The organism is Bordetella tumbae (assembly GCF_054780995.1).
This window is the reverse complement of the sequence record NZ_BAAGVG010000018.1, coordinates 904099-923942: the sequence shown is the minus strand read 5'-3', so window position 1 is coordinate 923942 and position 19844 is coordinate 904099. Positions and strand designations below refer to the sequence as shown.

General features: G+C 59.6%; 19 protein-coding genes and 1 tRNA gene. 12 read left to right on the top strand and 8 right to left on the bottom strand.

The annotated features are described in order from the left end of the window. Nucleotides 1-82 precede the first annotated feature (82 nt). On the bottom strand, nt 83-832 hold the full coding sequence (locus ACYVI2_RS19165) for an amino acid ABC transporter ATP-binding protein (RefSeq protein WP_415818560.1): 750 nt from the start codon (nt 830-832) through the stop codon (nt 83-85). A 108-nt stretch (nt 833-940) separates the two neighbouring features. Between ACYVI2_RS19165 and amaB the strand changes: the two genes are divergently transcribed. The 5 genes from amaB to ACYVI2_RS19140 all read left to right on the top strand — a co-directional run bounded on the left by amaB (nt 941) and on the right by ACYVI2_RS19140 (nt 7110). Next, nucleotides 941-2443, top strand: a complete 1503-nt coding sequence (gene amaB, locus ACYVI2_RS19160) for an L-piperidine-6-carboxylate dehydrogenase (RefSeq protein WP_415818562.1) — start codon at nt 941-943, stop codon at nt 2441-2443. Between the two features lie 161 nt (nt 2444-2604). Continuing rightward, nucleotides 2605-5010 (top strand): glucose/quinate/shikimate family membrane-bound PQQ-dependent dehydrogenase, encoded by a 2406-nt coding sequence (locus ACYVI2_RS19155; protein ID WP_415818564.1) that lies wholly within the window; start codon nt 2605-2607, stop codon nt 5008-5010. A gap of 45 nt (nt 5011-5055) precedes the next feature. Beyond that, nucleotides 5056-5670 carry an ABC transporter ATP-binding protein gene (locus ACYVI2_RS19150; RefSeq protein ID WP_415818566.1) on the top strand — a complete coding sequence of 205 codons (615 nt, stop codon included), beginning with the start codon at nt 5056-5058 and terminating at the stop codon, nt 5668-5670. A 45-nt stretch (nt 5671-5715) separates the two neighbouring features. Then, nucleotides 5716-6252: a GNAT family N-acetyltransferase gene (locus ACYVI2_RS19145; RefSeq protein WP_415818568.1), complete on the top strand. Its 537-nt coding sequence runs from the start codon at nt 5716-5718 to the stop codon at nt 6250-6252. Between the two features lie 9 nt (nt 6253-6261). Next, a complete protein-coding gene (locus tag ACYVI2_RS19140; protein ID WP_415818570.1) occupies nt 6262-7110 on the top strand; it encodes a 5'-methylthioadenosine/adenosylhomocysteine nucleosidase in 849 nt (282 codons plus the stop codon). Here ACYVI2_RS19140 and ACYVI2_RS19135 read toward each other — a convergent pair. Further along, nucleotides 7075-7497: a cupin domain-containing protein gene (locus tag ACYVI2_RS19135; RefSeq protein WP_415818572.1), complete on the bottom strand. Its 423-nt coding sequence runs from the start codon at nt 7495-7497 to the stop codon at nt 7075-7077. The genes ACYVI2_RS19140 and ACYVI2_RS19135 overlap by 36 nt on opposite strands. 181 nt (nt 7498-7678) lie before the next feature. On the opposite strand from ACYVI2_RS19135, the gene ACYVI2_RS19130 reads away from it, so the two are divergent. After that, on the top strand, nt 7679-8023 hold the full coding sequence (locus ACYVI2_RS19130; RefSeq protein WP_415818574.1) for an EF-hand domain-containing protein: 345 nt from the start codon (nt 7679-7681) through the stop codon (nt 8021-8023). Nucleotides 8024-8051: 28 nt separating this feature from the next. Here ACYVI2_RS19130 and ACYVI2_RS19125 read toward each other — a convergent pair whose 3' ends face one another. After that, a complete protein-coding gene (locus tag ACYVI2_RS19125) occupies nt 8052-9026 on the bottom strand; it encodes a GlxA family transcriptional regulator (RefSeq protein ID WP_415818576.1) in 975 nt (324 codons plus the stop codon). Nucleotides 9027-9149: 123 nt separating this feature from the next. On the opposite strand from ACYVI2_RS19125, the gene ACYVI2_RS19120 reads away from it, so the two are divergent. After that, the gene (locus ACYVI2_RS19120) at nt 9150-9830 is read left to right on the top strand and encodes a DJ-1/PfpI family protein (RefSeq protein WP_415818578.1); all 681 of its coding nucleotides are present in this window, start codon (nt 9150-9152) and stop codon (nt 9828-9830) included. A gap of 71 nt (nt 9831-9901) precedes the next feature. Here the strand turns inward: ACYVI2_RS19120 and ACYVI2_RS19115 are convergent, their stop codons facing one another. Beyond that, entirely contained in the window at nt 9902-11998 is a 2097-nt protein-coding gene (locus tag ACYVI2_RS19115) for a catalase (RefSeq protein ID WP_415818580.1), read from the bottom strand. Nucleotides 11999-12267: 269 nt separating this feature from the next. Between ACYVI2_RS19115 and ACYVI2_RS19110 the strand changes: the two genes are divergently transcribed. The 5 genes from ACYVI2_RS19110 (at nt 12268) to ACYVI2_RS19090 (ending at nt 16133) form a co-directional block, all read left to right on the top strand. Next, nucleotides 12268-13152 (top strand): arginase family protein, encoded by an 885-nt coding sequence (locus tag ACYVI2_RS19110; protein ID WP_415818582.1) that lies wholly within the window; start codon nt 12268-12270, stop codon nt 13150-13152. A gap of 111 nt (nt 13153-13263) precedes the next feature. After that, nucleotides 13264-13617: a VOC family protein gene (locus ACYVI2_RS19105; RefSeq protein WP_415818584.1), complete on the top strand. Its 354-nt coding sequence runs from the start codon at nt 13264-13266 to the stop codon at nt 13615-13617. A 159-nt stretch (nt 13618-13776) separates the two neighbouring features. Further along, nucleotides 13777-14334, top strand: a complete 558-nt coding sequence (locus tag ACYVI2_RS19100; RefSeq protein ID WP_415818586.1) for a hypothetical protein — start codon at nt 13777-13779, stop codon at nt 14332-14334. Between the two features lie 180 nt (nt 14335-14514). Next, on the top strand, nt 14515-14841 hold the full coding sequence (locus ACYVI2_RS19095) for a helix-turn-helix domain-containing protein (protein ID WP_415818588.1): 327 nt from the start codon (nt 14515-14517) through the stop codon (nt 14839-14841). Continuing rightward, nucleotides 14841-16133, top strand: a complete 1293-nt coding sequence (locus ACYVI2_RS19090; RefSeq protein ID WP_415818590.1) for a type II toxin-antitoxin system HipA family toxin — start codon at nt 14841-14843, stop codon at nt 16131-16133. The genes ACYVI2_RS19095 and ACYVI2_RS19090 overlap by 1 nt, the downstream gene beginning before the upstream one ends. Nucleotides 16134-16257: 124 nt before the next feature. Here ACYVI2_RS19090 and ACYVI2_RS19085 read toward each other — a convergent pair. The 4 genes from ACYVI2_RS19085 to ACYVI2_RS19070 form a co-directional block, all read right to left on the bottom strand. Then, nucleotides 16258-16331: transfer RNA gene (locus tag ACYVI2_RS19085), tRNA-Gly, on the bottom strand. Between the two features lie 69 nt (nt 16332-16400). After that, on the bottom strand, nt 16401-17387 hold the full coding sequence (locus ACYVI2_RS19080) for a Bug family tripartite tricarboxylate transporter substrate binding protein (RefSeq protein ID WP_415822593.1): 987 nt from the start codon (nt 17385-17387) through the stop codon (nt 16401-16403). 169 nt (nt 17388-17556) lie between these two features. Beyond that, a complete protein-coding gene (locus ACYVI2_RS19075) occupies nt 17557-18522 on the bottom strand; it encodes a hydroxymethylglutaryl-CoA lyase (protein ID WP_415822594.1) in 966 nt (321 codons plus the stop codon). Beyond that, nucleotides 18519-19712: a CaiB/BaiF CoA transferase family protein gene (locus ACYVI2_RS19070; protein WP_415822595.1), complete on the bottom strand. Its 1194-nt coding sequence runs from the start codon at nt 19710-19712 to the stop codon at nt 18519-18521. Before ACYVI2_RS19070 ends, ACYVI2_RS19075 begins: the two co-directional genes overlap by 4 nt. Nucleotides 19713-19844 lie beyond the last annotated feature (132 nt).

Here is a 19844-nt window from a genome sequence, read left to right as displayed (position 1 = left end):
CCTGTGATGAATGGATTTCTATCATTCCGGGGACAGCGCCACGCGCGCCCCTTGCTTCTTGTTTGCTTCTTTGCTGCTGGAACTACAGAACCATCTCCAGGAACGCGCGCGTGCGCGCCTCTCTGGGATGGCAGAGAACATCTTCAGGCGTACCCATTTCGACGATACGGCCAGCGTCCATGAACAGAGCGCGGTCTGCCACGTCGCGAGCAAAGTTCATTTCATGAGTTACGACGGCCATAGTCATGCCCTCGCTCGCCAACGTGCGCATTAATTCCAGAATGCCGCCCACCGTTTCCGGATCGAGCGCCGAGGTTGCTTCATCGAACAGCATCAGCTTGGGATCCATGGCCAACGCGCGGGCGATAGCGACGCGTTGTTGCTGGCCGCCGGACAGCTGGCTCGGGTAACGATCACCATAATCGGCCATGCCGACGCGGCCCAGCAGTTCGCGGGCGTGGCGCTCGGCTTCGGTGCGGCTGCGTCCTCGCACCACTCGTTGAGGCAGCACGACATTGTCCAGCGCCGTGCGGTGCTGGAACAGGTTGAAATGCTGGAACACCATGCCCACCTCAGTACGCCAGAGATTGACGTCGGTGGTCGGATCGGTGAGCGACACACCCTCCACGCAGATCGTGCCGCTATCAATGCTTTCCAAGCCGTTTAGGGTACGCAGCAAGGTGCTCTTGCCAGAGCCCGACGGCCCCACAACAGCCATCACCTCACCCCTGCCGAGCTCGCAATTGATGGTGTCCAGCGCGCGATGAGGGGCCTGCCCATCACGCTGATAGGTCTTGGTGACTGCCTGCACAACCAACAACGGATCCGTCACAGAGTCCCCTGCAGAAAAGGTTTCGCATTTCACGCCAGAGTTTCGTATAGTAAATTTTTTTCCAGAATCGCCACTTAGGCATAACCCTTAAAAAGCGAAGGAACTGGCATGGACACCCCCCAAGAAATCTTGCGAGCGCTCGGCCTGAATGCGGATTCGCTGACTGGAGGAACGCTGAGCGCGCGCAGCCCCATCGACGGCGCCGAACTGGCCCGGGTGCACGAACACAGCGCCGCGCAGGCCCACACCGCCATCACGCGCGCGCATCAGGCCAGCTTGGTTTGGCGTGACGTCCCAGCGCCGCGCCGCGGCGAACTGGTGCGTCTGTTCGGCGAGATTCTGCGCCAGCATAAGCGCGAATTGGGCCGTCTGGTCAGCCTGGAAGCCGGCAAAATCATCGCGGAGGGCGAAGGCGAAGTGCAGGAAATGATCGATATCTGCGATTTCGCGGTGGGCCTGTCACGCCAGCTGTATGGCTTGACCATCGCGTCTGAGCGCCCTGGCCACCGCATGATGGAGACCTGGCATCCGCTGGGCGTGGTCGGCGTGATCAGCGCCTTTAATTTCCCGGTCGCCGTGTGGTCATGGAACGCAGCGCTGGCACTCGTCTGCGGCAATGCCGTAGTGTGGAAACCGTCGGAGAAAACGCCGCTGACCGCGCTGGCCTGCAAGGCACTCTTTGCCCAGGCCACGCAGCGCTTCGGCGATACGCCCGCCGGCTTGGTGGAAGTGCTGATCGGTGGCCGCGACATCGGGGAAGCGCTGGTGGACTCGCCTACCGTAGCATTGGTGTCGGCCACCGGATCGACCCGCATGGGCCGCCAAGTGGGGCCCCGCGTGGCCCAGCGTTTCGGCCGCGTGCTGCTGGAGTTGGGCGGCAACAATGCCATCATCGTCGGCCCGACGGCTGACTTGGACATGGCCGCGCGCGGGATCGTGTTCGGCGCCATCGGTACGGCGGGTCAGCGCTGCACCACCACGCGCCGCCTGATCGTGCACGAAAGCGTGGCCGAGGATCTGTTGCAGCGTCTGCACAAAGCCTATGCCAGCGCACCTATCGGCAATCCGCTGGATGCGACCAAACTGGTCGGCCCGCTGATCGACCGCGCGTCGTTCGACAGTATGCAGGTGGCGCTGAAAGCCGCGCGCGAACAGGGCGGCAAGGTGACCGGCGGCGAACGCGTGCTGGCCGATGAATACCCGGATGCCTGGTACGTACGCCCAGCCATCGCCGAGATGCCCGGCCAGACCGACGTAGTGTGTCACGAAACCTTCGCGCCTATCCTCTACGTCATGCGCTACACCGATTTCAACGCGGCGCTGGCGCTGCACAACGGTGTACCGCAAGGCCTGTCATCGGCCATCTTCACCAATGATCTGCGCGAAGCCGAAACCTTCCTGTCGGCGTCGGGCTCCGACTGCGGTATCGCCAATGTGAACATCGGCACCTCGGGCGCTGAAATTGGTGGCGCGTTCGGCGGTGAAAAGGAAACGGGCGGCGGTCGGGAATCCGGTTCGGACGCATGGCGCAATTACATGCGCCGCGCCACCAACACGATCAACTATACACGCCAACTGCCGCTCGCCCAGGGCATCAAGTTCGGCGAATAACGCGCCTGGCCGAGCCGGCGCGATGGCTTGAGCAACCACGCCCCGCACAGCCACCGCACAGGTGGTGGCTGTAACGGCGTGTTCAAAATGGCCGAGTACCGTTGTACTACGAACCGGTATGATGGAAGGGTTGTTGATCTCACTCCTAAAGGATCACCGCCATGAATACCAACGGTCAATACAGGAGCGTGGCCCAGACCATCGGCTGGGTAATCTTGCTGCTCATTGCGCTCTATTCTCTAGTGGGTGGCGTCTGGTTGGCGACGCTGGACGGCTCGTGGTATTACGCCGTGCTGGGCATTGTGCTGCTGGTGTGCGCGGGGCTGCTGTGGCGCAATCGTGAGACGGGATTGTGGCTTTACGCGCTGGTGCTGGCGGCCACCGTCGTCTGGGGGGTATGGGAAGCCGGGACCGATTTCTGGGCGTTGGCGCCGCGCTATGACCTGCTTTTCCTGCTGGGCCTATGGCTGCTGCTGCCGCCAGCAACGCGTGGATTTGCCGCGCCCCGCCCCGCGAAAACCGCGATCGGCATAGCAATGATAGCCATGCTGGGCGTGCTGGGGTACAGCATATTCAACGACCCGCAGGAGATCAACGGCACACTGAGCCGCGCGCAACCGGCCGAGGCAAAGCCCGTATCCGGCGTAGCCGCCGAGGACTGGCCGTCCTATGGGCGTACCGAGGGCGGCGTACGCTACTCGCCGCTGGCGCAGATCAACGACAGTAACGTCAAAAACCTGCAAGTCGCATGGACTTATCGCACAGGCGATTTTCGTACCGAGAACGACTCCGGCGAGACCACCAACGAAGTCACGCCCATCAAAGTCGGCGACAAGCTATTTCTGTGCACCCCCCATCAGTTTCTCGACGCGCTCGATGCCGCCACCGGCAAACGCCTATGGCGCTACGACCCGAAACTGAAAGCCGACAAGACCTTTCAGCATCTGACCTGCCGCGGTGTGTCCTACCACGACGCCGGCAACACCGAGCGTTTCCCGGCCAGCTTGGCCAAGGGTGACAGCGCTGCGTCTACTCTCTGCCCACGGAAGCTATTGCTTCCCGCCAACGACGGTCGCCTGATCGCCGTGAACGCCGACAACGGCCAGAAATGCAGCGACTTCGGCAACGATGGTGAGATCGACCTGCAAAAAAGCATGCCTCATGCCTATCCTGGCGGCTACAACCCGACCTCGCCGCCGGTAGTGACCGCGACCACCATCGTCATAGGCGGCTCGGTCACGGACAACTTTTCCAACAAAGAGCCATCCGGCGTGATTCGCGGCTACGACGTACGCACCGGTGCGCTGAAATGGGTGTTCGACACCGGCGCGCAAGACCCGAACGCCATGCCAGGCGAGTCCACACCATTCGTGCACAACTCGCCCAACGCCTGGGCGCCGCTGGCCTACGATGCACAGAGCGACCTCGTCTACGTCCCGACTGGCGTGGGTACCCCCGACATCTGGGGCGGCGACCGCGACGCGCTGAAAGAGCGCTATGCCAACTCCATGCTGGCGCTGGACGCCACCACGGGGCGCCTCATCTGGCATTTCCAGACGACACACCACGACCTGTGGGACATGGACGTGCCCGCGCAACCGTCACTCATGGACGTAGCACTGGCGAACGGCCAAACCGTCCCGGCAATCTATGTGCTCACCAAGACCGGCAACGTATTCGTGCTTGACCGCCGCAACGGCCAGCCTATCGTGCCCGTGACGGAAAAACCCGTGCCGCAAACTGTGGCACGCGGCCCGCAAACTCAGGGCGAGCGCTACGCCCCCACACAACCCTTCTCCACGCTGAACCTGGCGCCACAAGACAAGCTCACCGATAAGGATATGTGGGGCGCCACGATGCTCGACCAGCTCATGTGCCGGGTGATATTCAAGCGCCTGAACTACGACGGCATCTACACTCCGCCGTCGGAGAACGGCACGCTGGTGTTCCCGGGGAACCTGGGCGTGTTCGAGTGGGGCGGCATGTCGGTGAACCAGGACCGCCAGGTAGCGTTGATGAATCCGATCGGCCTGCCCTTTGTCTCCAAGCTCATACCCGAAGACGCGAACCGCCCCGTGACCGAGAAAGGAGCGGGCACGGAAAGCGGCGTACAGCCCATGTACGGCGTACCGTATGGCGTGGAGCTGAATCCTTTCCTGTCACCGCTGGGCCTGCCGTGCAAGGAGCCTGCGTGGGGCTATGTCGCTGGCGTGGATCTGCAGAATCACCAGGTGGTATGGAAAAAACGCATTGGCACCATTCGTGACAGCCTGCCACAGCTATTCCAATTACCTCCCCTGAAGATCGGCGTACCGGGCCTGGGCGGCCCCATCTCGACCGCCGGGAACGTGATGTTCGTCGCGGCCACGCAGGATGACTATCTGCGCGCCTTTGACGTCAGCAACGGCAAGCTATTGTGGGAAGGACGTCTACCAGCAGGCGGCCAGGCTACGCCGATGACCTATGCCGTCAATGGCAAACAATATGTGGTCGTCATGGCCGGTGGCCATGCCTCGTTCGGCACCAAGATGGGTGACTATCTGGTGGCTTACGCCCTGCCGGATTAATGGCCCAGACCCTGCATGACCTGAACATCAGCACATACATCCAATATGCTACGCATCGACAACCTCAGCAAACGCTATGGCGATCACCTCGTATTTCAGGGGCTGACGCAATCTTTTCCCTCTGGTTGTGTAGCGCTATGCGAAGAAGACAGCACAGGCAAATCCAGTTTGCTGCGCATTATCGCAGGCGTCCTTGCACCGGATGAAGGAGACGTCTGGATCGACGGGCATTCGATCATCAACGCCCCTGAACAGGCAAAGTCCCGCGTAGCCTACGTGCCCGACAATTGCCTGGCATTTCCCGAGCAGACGGGCAGAGGTTTGCTCGAGCAGGTGGCTCGGGAAAAAAATGCGTCCCTAGACGAGGCCGTGCTCGACCTCGCTTATCGGCTAGGGTTGGCGCCTCATCTGGACAAGCGCTTCGATCAAATGTCGACAGGGACTCGCCGCAAAGTCTTTCTGACGGCCGCCGCCATTGGCGACCCGGCTGTCATCATCGCAGATGGCCCCAGCAACGGGCTGGACGCACAAGCCCGCGCCGCACTGGCCGAACAGTTCCGGATCTGGTCTGAGGATCGCGTGGTGCTGTTCGCCAGTCACGATTACGAGCTGGTTCAGGTTTGCGGAGCAAGGGCGATCAACGTCGCAGGGTTGATCTGATCCAGCTGATGCTTATTAAGCGAGAAAACCAGCACTGAGCTACTTATGTCTTCAATTACCTTTGAAGGACTAATTTTCCGTAGTTTTCGGAACAGTGACGCAAAGGACTTCGCCCGCGCGACGCGGGAGTCTGTTGAGACCGTTGGGCGATGGATGCCGTGGTGCACGTCCTCGTTTTCCGAACAAGATGCGCTCGCGTGGTTCAAGCAATGCCGTGCGAGTATTCGCGCCGAGACAGGATACGAGCTGGGTATCTTTTCCGAAAAGACGGGGGAACTCCTGGGAGGGGCGGGACTAAACTCGATTAATCGTCAATATTTCTTCTGCAATTTAGGCTATTGGGTACGACAATCCGCTCAACGACAGGGTGTGGCGTTGCGTACCGTGCAGGCTTTGGCGCCATATGCATTCAATACCCTGGGCATGCAACGCGTAGAGATCGTGATTGCGGTAGGCAACACAGCAAGCGAAGCGGTGGCTCGCAAATCTGGTGCGCAATTTGAAGGGATCGCGCGGAATCGGCTCCAATTACATGGCGCCACGGTATCGGCGTTGGTATTCTCAATCGTCCCTGCCCTATAGGAATTGACAATGGCAACGCCAACAGAAAGACTGGCCATCATGGCCGCCGTGCCCAAAGAGTTGGAAGGTCTTGTTTTGGCCATGGGATCATCCATGTCTGTGCAGAAAGTTGCCATGCGCGACTTCTACCTGGGAGAAATTGCAGGCCAGCCCTGCGTGGTGGTGTTGAGTCGTATTGGCAAGGTTGCAGCAGCAACGACAACGACTATTCTGATAGAAAAATTCAACGTGACAGAGATCGTTTTTGCCGGATTGGCAGGCGGTATCCATCATTCAGTACAGATCGGCGACATCGTGGTGGCAAGCAGCCTGATGCAGCATGATCTGGATGCCCGCCCCCTGTTTGATCGATACGAGGTACCGATGCTGGGTCTGTCGCGATTCGAACCTGACCCAGCTCTGAGCCTGGCGCTCATGACGCATTCGGAAACGTATTTGGAAGCGCTCACCGCGAGCGGTCAAGTCCCGTCGGGGCAGGCCGTTGACGTACGACCTCCTCGCGCGCACCATGGCCTCATCGCAACAGGCGATATTTTCGTGAGTGACCCGGCTGGCGGCACCGAGATACACCAGCGACTACCCGAGGTGCTTTGTGTCGAGATGGAAGGCAGCGCCATGGCCCAGGTGTGCTACGAGTTCGGCGTTCCCTACGCAGTCATGCGAGTGATTTCAGATCACGCCAATCAGGACGCAAAGGATCATTTCACGAATTTTCTGGAGCAATGGGCGGGCCGCTACACGTGTGGCGTGCTGCGCCAGTTCATCGCGAGCCGTGTGCTCTATCGGCCTGACGGCATTCAAAGCATGATAGATCCAGCCCCACTAACGCCCTCGGGGACTCCAATCGGAGGGAGCTAACTCGAAACTGGCATACTCAAATCCGGGCGCGACGGTACAACCCACCAGCGTGAAACGTCCCAAGGGTCGCGCAGCCTGCCAAACACCGGCCGGCACCACGGCTTGCGGCCGCTCGCCGTTCGCGAAATCGGTACCGAGCCGAATATCTTCGAGCTTATCGCCGTCGGAAAGCGTGAGAAGCAATGGATCGCCGGCATAGAAGTGCCAGACTTCCGCCGCATCACGAACGCGATGCCAATGAGAACTGTCACCGGCCTCAAGCAAATAGTAGATAGCCGTTGAATGGGCTCGTCTTTCACCCTGTACGTCACGAAAGGTCTCAACATACCAACCTCCCTCGGGATGGCGCTGCATGCCTAGGGTTTCGATGATTTCACTAGCTTGCATCTGATACTGTCCTTATCGCAGAAGGGTTGGAGGCCATGGGAAAAGCAGTTATGCTCATGAAGATCGCCAATCAGCATTTCTGGAAAGCGCGCCACCGCGAGCCCGACTACATTGAGAAGGGCATGAAGAAATACAAATGCAGCACGCTGAGATAAGCCGTCTGCGAACTGAAGGAGCATCCATGAATAAAACCACACTTTCGGGCGCAATTGGTGCGCTTGTCCTGTTTCCCGTTCTCTGCACCGCAGCGGCGGCGCCTCCCGCATCGACCTCACTGACGGCCGAGCAGCGCCAACAACTCGACACCGACCGCAGTGGCGACGTGAGCCAAACTGAATACCAAGCCTTCATGACAGCAGCCTTCGGAAAACTGGATGCGGATTCGGACGGCTATCTCGGCAAAAACGATTTCCCCAAAGAAGTCAGCGACAGTCAGTTTGTGGCCATGGACACGAACCGTGACGGCCGCGTCGCTAAAGCAGAATTCATGACCCAGGTGATGAAAGACTATACGGGTGGGAAGTAAACGGGAAAGCAGCCCCGGCCCAAGCCTGTCAGGCAATCGAGAATCGCTCCCGGTACGCCTGGGGGCTGATCCGTAGCAACCGAACGAAACTGCGCCGCATGCCTTCCTCATTGCCAAAGCCGCAGCGGGCGGCGATACGTTTGGCCGACCATGCCGTGTCGACAAGCAACCGCCGTGCCGTCTCGACCCGAAGTTTCTCAACCGCACGCGCAGGCGTCATGCCCGTTTCTGCTTTGTAGTGGCGCATGAAACTGCGCTCGCTCATGTGGAGCCGTCTAGCTAAGGCAGGGACGGACAGGTCGGAGCCCAGATGCTCTCCCATCCACGTGTGCAACTCGCCAAACTGATCGTTCGCCTTTTGCATCGAGAGTGTGGCACTGAACTGAGACTGGCCTCCCGGCCGCTTCAGAAAGACGACGAGCTCACGAGCGACCTCAAGCGCCATCGAGCGCCCCAGGTCCTCTTCCAACAACGCGAGGGCAAGATCGATGCCCGCGGTCACGCCGGCGGATGTCCAGACGTCACCGTCGCGAACGAAAATGGGATCCGTCTCTACGCGCAGTGTTGGATAGCGTTTCGCGAGCTCGTCGCAGCGCGACCAATGCGTTGCCACGCGGCGTCCATCCAGCAATCCGGCCTCTGCCAGCAGAAACGCCCCGGAGCACACAGAGGCGATACGTCTGGAGCGGCCTACTTGCCGCCGAATCCAATCAGTCAGCCGCGTATCCGCCGACGCGGCGCAGACGCCGCGCCCGCCTGGCACCACCAGCGTGTCGATCGGCCCCTTTACGGTACGCAGAGAATGGCTCTGCAGGGCCAAGCCGGAGGACGAGGTCACGAGTCCGGCATCGGCTGACACGACTCTGGGAGCATAGGGCCGTGCGAGCCCTCGCGCTGCCAAGAGTTCATTGGCCGAGGCAAAAACCTGCAATGGCCCGCTGACGTCAAGCAATTGAACGTCCGGAAACGCCAGCAGCAAAATGGATCGGGTTTTGCTTGACATGACTTGGCAGAAATCGAGGGGTAATTGGCAATTCCGCCAAAGGCTACCCGCATAGAATCTATCTGTCTATCTCGAGCTGCGTCGTTGTCCCGCGTCGCCACTACCTTTGAAAAAGGCATATTCATGACGATTCAAATCGGATTTCTGGTATTTCCCGACGTACAACAACTGGACCTGACCGGTCCTCACGATGTCCTCGCGTCGCTGCCTGACACAACGATCCAGTTGATCTGGAAAACGCGTGAGCCGGTTATGTCCAGCAGTGGCCTCATCCTGACGCCCTCCACCACATACGAAGACTGCCCACCGCTGGACGTTATTTGTGTGCCCGGCGGGCGTGGCGTAACGGACCTGCTGCAGGACAGTCAAACAATCGAATTTGTCCAAAGAAAAGCCGCCAGCGCCCGTTACATCACGTCTGTGTGCACCGGCGCGCTATTGTTGGGTGCGGCAGGATTGCTGCATGGCCGGCGAGCGACTACGCACTGGGCTGCTCACTCGTTGCTTGAGCCCCTGGGCGCCATTCCGACTCACGAACGGGTAGTCCGTGATGGCAACATCATCACAGGCGGCGGCGTGACAGCAGGTATTGATTTCGGATTGACCGTGGTCGCGGAACTGGCGGGCGCTGAGCAAGCGCAGGCTATTCAACTCCAGCTCGAATATGATCCGGCGCCGCCTTTCAATGCTGGCAGCCCGGATGTCGCGCCGCGGTCAATCGTGGAGCTTGTAAAACAACAGTCCGAGCCCGGGCTCGCGGCTCGACGCCGGATAGTTTCCGACATCGCTGCCTCGCGAAATTGAGTGCGCGGCGCCGCCCAGGTCTTCGACGGACGCAGGCGCCAGCACACCCTCGCTGCGAGATAGGTACGGGATCAAGCTAGCATTCGCACCTTGGGCTCACGGTCCCATTGCCGCGTCTTTGCTGCCTTGATAAAGCCGCGAACATCGTCGACCCCTACCACGCCCGGATCCTTCGCCACATCTCCTGCCTGCAGCACCGCTTGCGCCCCCCCGCTGGCAGCAATCGCCTTGAGGTGCCCGTAGGCATCCCGCACCCAGTCAACTGCCGCGGCCTCCTTGGCCAGTTTCTTGCCGGCCTCGGCGGACAGCACGATGGCGACCGCGTCGAAGACGACCGATGGCGTTCCCGCAAGCTGCCCGTCGGCGGGCAGCTTGGTCCCGTCGCTGAGCTTAGCGCCGCCCACCTTGGGTGCAACGATCGTGACACAGGCCCCAGCCGCCTCCGCTGCCTGGCGTAGCGACTGAATCTCAGCCGCGTCCGAGCCGTCGTCAATCAGGATACCAATCGATCGCCCCTCCAGCGTGGACTTCATCTTGCCAATGATCTGCAATGCCGGTGAGGGTGGCAGATCCTGAGGCTTGACGGCTGCTGGCGGCACAGGCGGCAGGCTATCCAACGCCAGACCATCGGCCACGCGCTTGGCCAGGCCGCTATCGATATGCCGCAGGTGGCCCACGATGGCTTCCCGAACATGGAGTGTCTCCACCTTTGACAACTCGAACACCAGCGCCGAGGCGATGTGTGCCTGCTCCGGTGCAGTCTGGCTCTTGTAGAACAATCGCGCCTGACTGTAATGGTCGGCAAAACTCTCCGGCCGGATGCGCCCCTTGGTTCCATCCTCGGCGGGCTGCGCGTAGCTGCGAAAGCCCGACGCTGTTTCTCGAGGCGTATCGACCTGCAAGGAACTAGGTTCGTAGTTCACTCGCCCTTTGGGAACCTGCATCTGCATATGACCGTCGCGTTGCAGGTTAGCGAACGGACACTTCGGCGCGTTGACAGGAATCTGGTGAAAGTTCGGCGATCCGAGCCGGGACAGCTGAGTATCCAGGTACGAGAACAAACGCCCCTGCAGCAGAGGATCGTTACTGAAATCGATCCCCGGCACGATATTGGCCGGACAGAACGCCACCTGTTCGGTTTCCGCAAAGAAATTATCCGGCCACCGATCGAGCACCATGGTCCCGATCACGGTGAGCGGCACGGTCTCTTCGGGAATCAATTTGGTCGCGTCGAGATGATCGAAGGGAAACTTCGCCGCGTCCTCTTCCGTGAATAGCTGCACGGCCAATTCCCATTGCGGGAAGTCGCCCCGCTGTATCGCCTCGAACAAGTCACGTCGATGGAAATCCGGATCGGCACCCGCGATTTTCACCGCCTCGTCCCATACGGTCGATTGCAGGCCTAGCTTTGGCCGCCAATGGAACTTGGCGAACGTGCTCTCTCCCTTCTCGTTGACCAGACGGAAACTGTGAACGCCAAAGCCCTCGATCATGCGCAGAGAGCGTGGAATTGCCCGGTCGGACATTGCCCACATGATCATGTGCATCGATTCGGGGGTGAGCGAAATGAAATCCCAGAATGTGTCGTGGGCCGTGGCCGCCTGGGGGAATCCGCGATCCGGTTCCATCTTTACCGCATGCACCAGATCGGGAAACTTGATGGCATCCTGAATGAAGAACACGGGAATATTGTTGCCGACCAGATCGAAGTTACCCTCCTGGGTATAGAACTTCACGGCAAAACCACGTACATCGCGTGGTGTGTCGATCGAGCCGGCACCGCCCGCCACCGTAGAGAACCGGACGAAGACTGGAGTCTTGGCACCTATCTCCGTCAGCAATTTGGCGGTGGTGTATTTCTTCAGCGATTTGGTCAACTCAAAGTGACCATGGACTGCAGAGCCGCGCGCATGGACGATACGCTCCGGAATACGTTCATGGTCGAAATGCGTGATCTTCTCGCGCAGGACGAAATCTTCCAGCAATGTCGGTCCGTGCGTTGTCGGGTGCAAGGAATTCTGGTTGTCGGAGATCGGGATACCCTGATTGGTCGTCAGCGGCGGGTGCGTCCCGCCTGTTTCCTGGTGAAGCTCATCACCGTTTCCACGGCGGTCGGACTTGCTCTTGCTGACGGACGCACCGGAACGACTTTTCGGTATATTGGCCATGGCTGGGCTCTCCTTGAGGGATGGCGGGCTGAATGGACAAACTCGAACACGTACGAGTTTTTATACCTGAACGGTCATTGCGGATGCGGTGACTGGAACAAAGAGTCACACTGTTTCGCTATCGGTCAGATATCAGACTTGCAAAATCGACGTGATCGGCATAACTCACACCCTAGCGCAAGTATCGGTCCTGGCACCGACTGGCCTGAACGGTTGCAAGAGCGGAAGGTAGTGACTTACTCTGCAAATAGCTGCTAATGGAGGTGCGAATGCAGACCCTCTCTTATGCAATTCTCGAGGCCCCCTCTACGCTGGGCTTGGCGACCGACGGCGTGGAACGCTTGCCCGATCGGCTTTTGGAACTCGGTCTCGCGCAGCGCATCCGTGCGCGACGCGCAGGGCGGGTGGCTGTGCCTCGCAAGAATCCTACGCCCGATCCCACCACCGGCATCCTGAATGCCGAGGCAATTGCAGCGTGGTCGCCGCAACTTGCCGACGCCGTGGAGACGATACTGGACGCGGGAGAATTTCCGGTGGTGCTCGGCGGCGACTGCACCATTGTGCTGGGCTCGATGCTCGCGTTTCGACGGCGCGGCCGCTACGGCCTGTTCTTCATCGACGGCAACGCCGATTTCTTTCAACCTGAGGCGGAGCCGAATGGCGAAGGCGCCTCAATGGACCTTGCGTGGGTCACTGGCTACGGCCCGTCGACACTCACCGACCTTGAAGGTCGCGGCCCGCTGGTCCGTCCCGAAGATGCTGTCGCATTCGCGTATCGCGATCATAAGGACCAGGAGGAATACGGCAGCCAGCCGCTCCCCAAAGAACTCAAAGCGATTGATCTTCCGGCCGTGCGGGCGAAGGGCATCGAGGCCGCCGCGCGAGAAGCGGTCGACCACCTGACCCGAGATGAGCTCGACGGTTTCTTCATTCATCTCGACGCCGATTGCCTCGATGATGACATCATGCCGGCTGTCGATTTTCGCGTACCAGACGGGCTGTCGTGGGATGCGCTAGGGGCCGCGCTTCGGATTGCGTTAGCAAGCGGTAAGGCGGTCGGCATCGAGATCACCATCTATAACCCACGTCTGGATGAGGACGGCAGCGCAGGACGAGGCTTGGCCGACGTAATAGCAACAGCGCTGCGACAGTAAGCACGCTGTGAGGAGTGATGCGCTCAGGCTGCAGTGTTCTCGACAGCTTTCTCTAAAATAGCTGAAGCAACTTTTTTGCTAACTTCGCCAGCGAGGTAGAAGGAGTCAAGATTGCAAGTCAAACGTATAGTGGCCAACCTGGACGTGCCGGACCCAAGTCTAGCTCGCGCGTTTTATCAAGACATTCTCGGCCTGGAGCTTTTGATGGATCACGGCTGGCTTCAGACGTATGGCCGCATGGCGGAAAAAATGACTGTCCAGTTGAGCTTTGCAGTGCAAGGCGGATCTGGAACGCCTGTGCCGGATCTATCGATCGAAGTCGACGACGTGGACACGACATTCCAGCGTATGAGAGATGCGGGATTCTCCATCGAATATGGGCCTGTTGACGAGCCTTGGGGGGTGCGCCGATTCTACGTTCGTGATCCGTTTGGAAAGCTCGTCAATATCCTTGCGCACATCTGAACTCGGGGGATACAGCATCGGCGCCGCCTAGCACTTGTGAGCCTCTCAGTGCTCCGGAACACTATTTTCGCCCCTCGCAAAGTGTCGCTGACCTTGGGTACTAGTCTCAGCCTCTAGGGCACAATGTCGCTTTCTCTTTGCGATTAGGAGACAGTGCTCGTGGACCGACCGAAAGAACCACCGAAACTCCGTTCACTTCCGAGCGCAGCTCTTTGGACTGTCGTGATTGCCGTTGCAACAGCACTCGGCACCGCCCTTTCGTCGTACTTCATGCTTCCTTTCGCCATGCAAGAGCTATCGGCGAGAGCATCGGCCGAGCGGCGCGCCAAAGGCGAAGAGCTCCATTGCCAAACGTTGCGCACAGCGGCCACGCTCGCCGCCGAAATTCACTATGCGGCTGACCGCGGCTACGCGGCGACCATACCGGTTGGCGTTGTTGCGCCGATGCCCCCGGGCCTGCTCACGGACAAGGTAGCCTTCGAGAAACGCGCAGCACAGCTCACGCCATTGTTGACCGTCAACGAGGCCGAATGGCTGGATACGGTTCTTCTTCATCACCACGTCTTGGTCGCCATGAGGACTTCCGAGGTACCAGGGCATATGCGGGCGACGCCGGCGGAAGGCGGGTTCGACGCCAATGCGGAGATCAGGCAGATTCGAGAGGGCACAAATCGTCTCGCGGCACACTACCGTCAAAGCTGCACGGAAACGCATTAACCGACCGCACGACCGTTAACGCTGCACAAGGGCTATTCCTGTTCGGGGAACAGGAATGTACCGGATTATGTACCGGTTTGAGGCTGTTGGTCACCCTCTGGAACTACTTGAGCTTATGAGCCATAATTGCTCCTTTGAGAACATCTATCTATAATTAATGTTCTCAAGGGAACTTTAATCATGACCCCTCCCCTTCCTTTACCCGTTGAGCGTGCGATACGGAAGCTCGGCAGCGATATTTCCTTGGCTCGCAGGCGACGCCACATCTCTCAGGCCTCGCTTGCCGAGCGCATGGGTGCGTCCCTATCCACCGTGCGCCGGATGGAGAAAGGCGATGTCAAGGTGCCCATCCACTTCTTTGCCCGCGCACTACATGTCTTCGGCGAGATTCGCGCGCTTGAACATCTGCTGGATACGTCAAACGACGAGATCGGACTGACGCTGATGGACGAGCACTTGCCCAAACGCGTGCGCAGCAAGTCCGGCGGCTCTTCGGGAGCACTGTGATGCCCGTCGCCGCTCCCACCCGCCAACAAGTCCAGGTATGCATCGGCAAGGCTGGCCTGCCGCTAGGCACGCTCGTGTACGTCCAGCAAGGACGTCGCCAGAACTGCGCTTTCGCCTACGATGAGATCTGGTTGACCAGCCCTGATCGGTTCAACGTATCGGCAGACCTGCAGCTGATGCCTGGTCACCAGCCACACAAGGCAGCCTCGCCTCATGACTCTGTATTCCATGGTGCAATAGCCGATACAGCCCCCGACGCCTGGGGCCGTCGCGTCATCGCCCGCGACCATGCGAAGCGTCGCCGCACCGACCCGAAACTGCAGCCCCTGACGGAATTAGATTATCTGCTGGCGGTCGATGACTTCAGCCGCATTGGCGCACTGCGCCTGCGCGATCCGAATGGAACCTGGCATAGAACGGCACCAGAGGGTTGGCGCACTACCCCACCGTTGATAGAGCTCGAACATATCTACCAAGCCAGCCGCGCCGTCGAGCGCGGAGAAGAGACGGTCGAAGATTTGCGCTACCTGCAGGGCAAGGGCACGTCACTTGGTGGCATGCGCCCCAAATGCACGATCGTGGACGGAGACGGCAGGCTTGCCATCGGCAAGTTCCCCAGCGTGAACGACACGCGCAGCGTCACGCGTGGCGAAGTCCTGGCGTTGAAACTGGCACAGTTGGCGGGCATCGATGCCGCCCCTGCTCGCATAGTCTCCTTAGCCGAAGTCCCCGTGGCCGTCATCCGACGATTTGATCGTGATGGCAATGATGGCCGCACTTCATACCAGTCAGCGGCATCACTGTTGCAGGCCTCGCGCGAGGAAGACCGCAGCTACACGGAAATTGCGGATGCCATCCGTTCCTACGGACACTCGCCTACTCGGGATTTGCATCAACTCTGGCGCCGTCTCGTGTTCAATCTATTGATTACCAACGTGGACGATCACTTGCAGAACCATGGTTTCCTGCATGTGGAGCATGGACTATGGCGTCTTGCGCCTGCGTTCGACATCAATCCGTTTCCAGACAAAGAACGTGAATCCAAGACATGGCTGTCTGAGGAAGACGGTCCGATCACCGATGTCCATATGCTGCTGGCTCGGTCGGCTTACTTCTCATTGGACCAAAAACAGGCCCAAACAATCATGGCCGAAATTTATGCTGCAGTAGTGAATTGGCGAAAGGTGGCTCTTGGCCCTGAGGTGGGGCTGCGCGCATACGAATTAGATGACTTCGCAGCAGCTTTCGAGCATGGACAGATGGAGGCAGCCGCTGCGCTGCTCAAAGGGTAAAGGAATCGTCCTTTTGTTCACCTGTTCCGATGCGGCGCATTTTGGAATGTGTAGGAAATCAGTTAGCAGGACGAGACCTTACAACGTTCCCTGGGGGTAAGTAGATGTTCGTGGAAAGCTGAAGTGGAGCGGGTGATGGGAATCGAACCCACGCTTGAGGCTTGGGAAGCCGCCGTTCTACCATTGAACTACACCCGCTTGGGTGTCGTGCCGCGCCCATAGGCGCGGCAGAGGGGATGGATTATAGCGCGGGTTTCAACACCGTGTTTAGTTCGCCTTGATTCCGGCAGCTTTCACGACTTTGCCCCAGCGGTCATATTCCTGCTGGGTGTATTCACCGAGCTTTGCCGGCCCCATGAACTCGGCTTCCGCGCCCTGTGCTTCGGCCTTTTTCCGGAAGTCATCGGTCTTCATGATGGTTTCGATCTTGCCGGCCAGCTTGTCGATAACGGCCTGAGGCGTACCTTTGGGCGCGTACATGGCAAACCACGACGACACCAGCAAGTCCGGATAACCCGCCTCAGCGACGGTCGGGACATTCGGCAATGACGCCAGGCGATTCGGCCCGGTCACTGCCAAGGCGCGGAGCTTGCCCGCAGCGATATGCCCCAGCAACGGCGGTGGAGTCGTGATCGTCATATCCACCGCACCACCCAGCAAATCGTTCAAGGCAGGCCCGGTGCCCTTGTACGGGATATGTGCGATTTTGATGTCCGCCATCTGCTTCAGCAACTCGGTCGCCACGTGCTGCAGAGCACCGTTGCCAGACGACGCGTAGTTCAGTTTGTCGGGATTGGCCTTGGCATAGGCGACCAATTCTTTTAAGGAATTAATCGGCAGACTCGGACGAATGACAATGACCTGCGGAGCGGACAAGATGTTGGCAATGGGCGCAAAATCCTTGATCGGATCCCAATCGGTGGGCTGCACATGCGGAGAAATCGCGTTGTATCCGGAGTACTGCAGCAACAAGGTATAGCCGTCGGGCGCAGCTTTGGCGACGGCTTGCGAGGCGATGCTGCCAGAGGCGCCAGGTTTGTTTTCCACGACGACGCTTTGGCCGAGGGCCTCGCCCAAGGGTTGTGCGATCAGACGCGCCGCCAGATCCGTCGTACCGCCGGGTGCTGCGGGAACGAGCAGCGTAACAGGACGATCGGGATAGTCGGCCAGCGCAATAGCGGGGCTGGCAGCGATAGCCAGGGTGGTAGCGGTCAAGCCAGCGCGCAGGGTTTTAGATAGCAAAGATAGATTCATGGACAAGGTCTCCTGATAGTTGTTCTGGACGATGTTGTTGGAATGATTCTGATGGCCAACTTGTTATGGGTAATGCCATGCGAAAGTTTTGATCTAGCTGAATACGCTGTTCAGCTAGATCACGCGCCCGCGATAGAGCACTGCGGAATACGTCACTACATACGGCTGATTACGCGTGGACGCCGTCAGCCGGCCCAAATTTTTCCGCCAACCATGCAGGCGGTTGGTGAGTCGCCAGCCGATGGCCTGCCGCCAGCAATGGGGTCGAGAATTCGCGCTGCACCAGTTGCGGCAACCCGCGCACGATGTTCAATAGCGGCTGCAACGACACGCCGGTTTTCACGCCCATGCACTCGAACATGTGCACGAGTTCCTCAGTGTTGACGTTGCCGCTGGCGCCTGGCGCATAGGGACAGCCGCCCAATCCGCCCACCGCTGCATCAAAACGCGTCACGCCGGTTTGCCAGGCAGCAATGGCGTTGGCGAGCGCCATGCCACGTGTGTTGTGCAAATGAATGGTGATGGGCAGACCCGGCAGTTCTCGCAATACGGTCTCGCACAGCGCCGCGACCTGGGTGGGATAGGCCATGCCGGTGGTGTCGCACAGCGTGATGCCAGCCGCGCCCGCCTCGGCCAGTTGATGGGCCAGACGCAGCACATCGTCCACGAGCACATCACCATCAAAGGGACAACCGAATACGGTAGACAGCGAGACGTTGCAAGGGGTCGAGGTGCCTTGTGCCGCATGCAGAATGCTGGTCAGCTCCGCCAGGGATTGATCGCGCGTCATACGCAGGTTGGCGCGGTTGTGTGTTTCGCTGCTGGACATCACCAGATTCATCTCCTGGGTGCCGACCTCAATGGCGCGCTCCAGGCCGCGGATGTTGGGAACCAGTGCGGTGTAGATGACATCGGGAGGCCGGCGAATACGGCGCATGACTTCTTGCGCGTCGGCCAACGCGGGAATGGCTTTGGGTGAGGTAAAGCTGGTGACTTCGATGCGTGAGAATCCGCAGTCGGAAAGCGCGTCGACCAAAGCGATTTTTTCTTCGGTAGGCACAAAGGCCTTTTCGATTTGCAGGCCGTCGCGCGGGCCGACTTCGTTGATTTCGATGCTGGGCGTACCGGTATTCATGCGATCACTCCGCGGGCGCGCAATTCGGCGCGTTGTTCTTCGGTCATCCCGGCGCCGGCGAGTACGGTATCGGTATGCTCGCCCAGGGTGGGCGCACGATCATGAATGGCGCCGGGGTTATCGGACAGGATGGGGAAAACGGCAGGCATTTCGACGCGAATGCCGCTGGCGCCCTCTATTTCAGCGATCGCGTTGCGCGCACGGTAATGCGGGTCGCGAGCGATGTCGGCGACCGAATAGATACGGCCGCTGGGAACGTCGGCCTCGCGCATGGCTTGCAGGACCTCGTCGATATCACGTTCCGCCGTCCAGGCGCTGATGGCACTGTCGATTTCGTGTACGCGGGCGGCACGGCCATCGTTGTGAGCCAGGCCGGGATCTTTGCCCAGATCATCGCGACCGATGCGAGACATCAATCGGGTGTAGATACCGTCGCCATTGCCGGCAATGAGCACGTAGCCGTCTTTGCAACGATAGGCATTCGAGGGCGCGATGCCCGGCAAGGATGCGCCAGACGGCTCGCGCACAGCACCAAAGGCGGTGTATTCGGGAAGCAGGCTTTCGGTCAAGTTGAACAGGCTCTCGTAGAGCGCTGCGTCGATGACCTGGCCTTGTCCACCGCGCGCATCGCGCTGATACAGGGCCAGCAGCACGCCCATTGCACCGTGCAGACCGGCGATGGTATCGCCCAATGAAAGTCCACCACGTACAGGAGCACGGCCAGGTTCGCCATTCAGATAACGCAGGCCAGCCATGGCCTCGCCAATCGCAGCAAAACCGGGCTCGCGGGCTTTGGGGCCGGTTTGGCCATAGCCGGATACGCGCAGCATGATCAGGCGTGGGTTGAGCTCGTGGAGTTCTTCCCAGGACATACCCCATTTTTCCATGGTGCCGGGGCGGAAATTCTCGATCAACACGTCAGCTTGGGCCGCCAGCAAACGAATGATTTCCTGGCCTTCTTTCTGGCGCAAATCTACGCAGACGGATTGCTTGTTGCGGGATTGGGCCTCCCACCAGACAGAGGTACCCTCATGCAACAATCGCCATTTACGCAGTGGATCGCCCAGGCCTGGCGGCTCGATCTTGACGACTTGCGCGCCGAAATCGGCCAAGGTTTTGGCGGCGAAGGGACCGGCGATCAGTTGCCCCAGCTCCAGTACGCGTATGCCCGCCAGAATTTGCCCAGCCATGTGTGTTCCTATGAAAGATGGATTGCAGCGGATGGGAGTGTGCGCGAAAGCGTGCGGCTCGGGAATTGTTCTTATAAGAAATGGGGTTTCCCAAACGAGAAAGGCCCGACTGACGGGCGGAGAAACCCGACG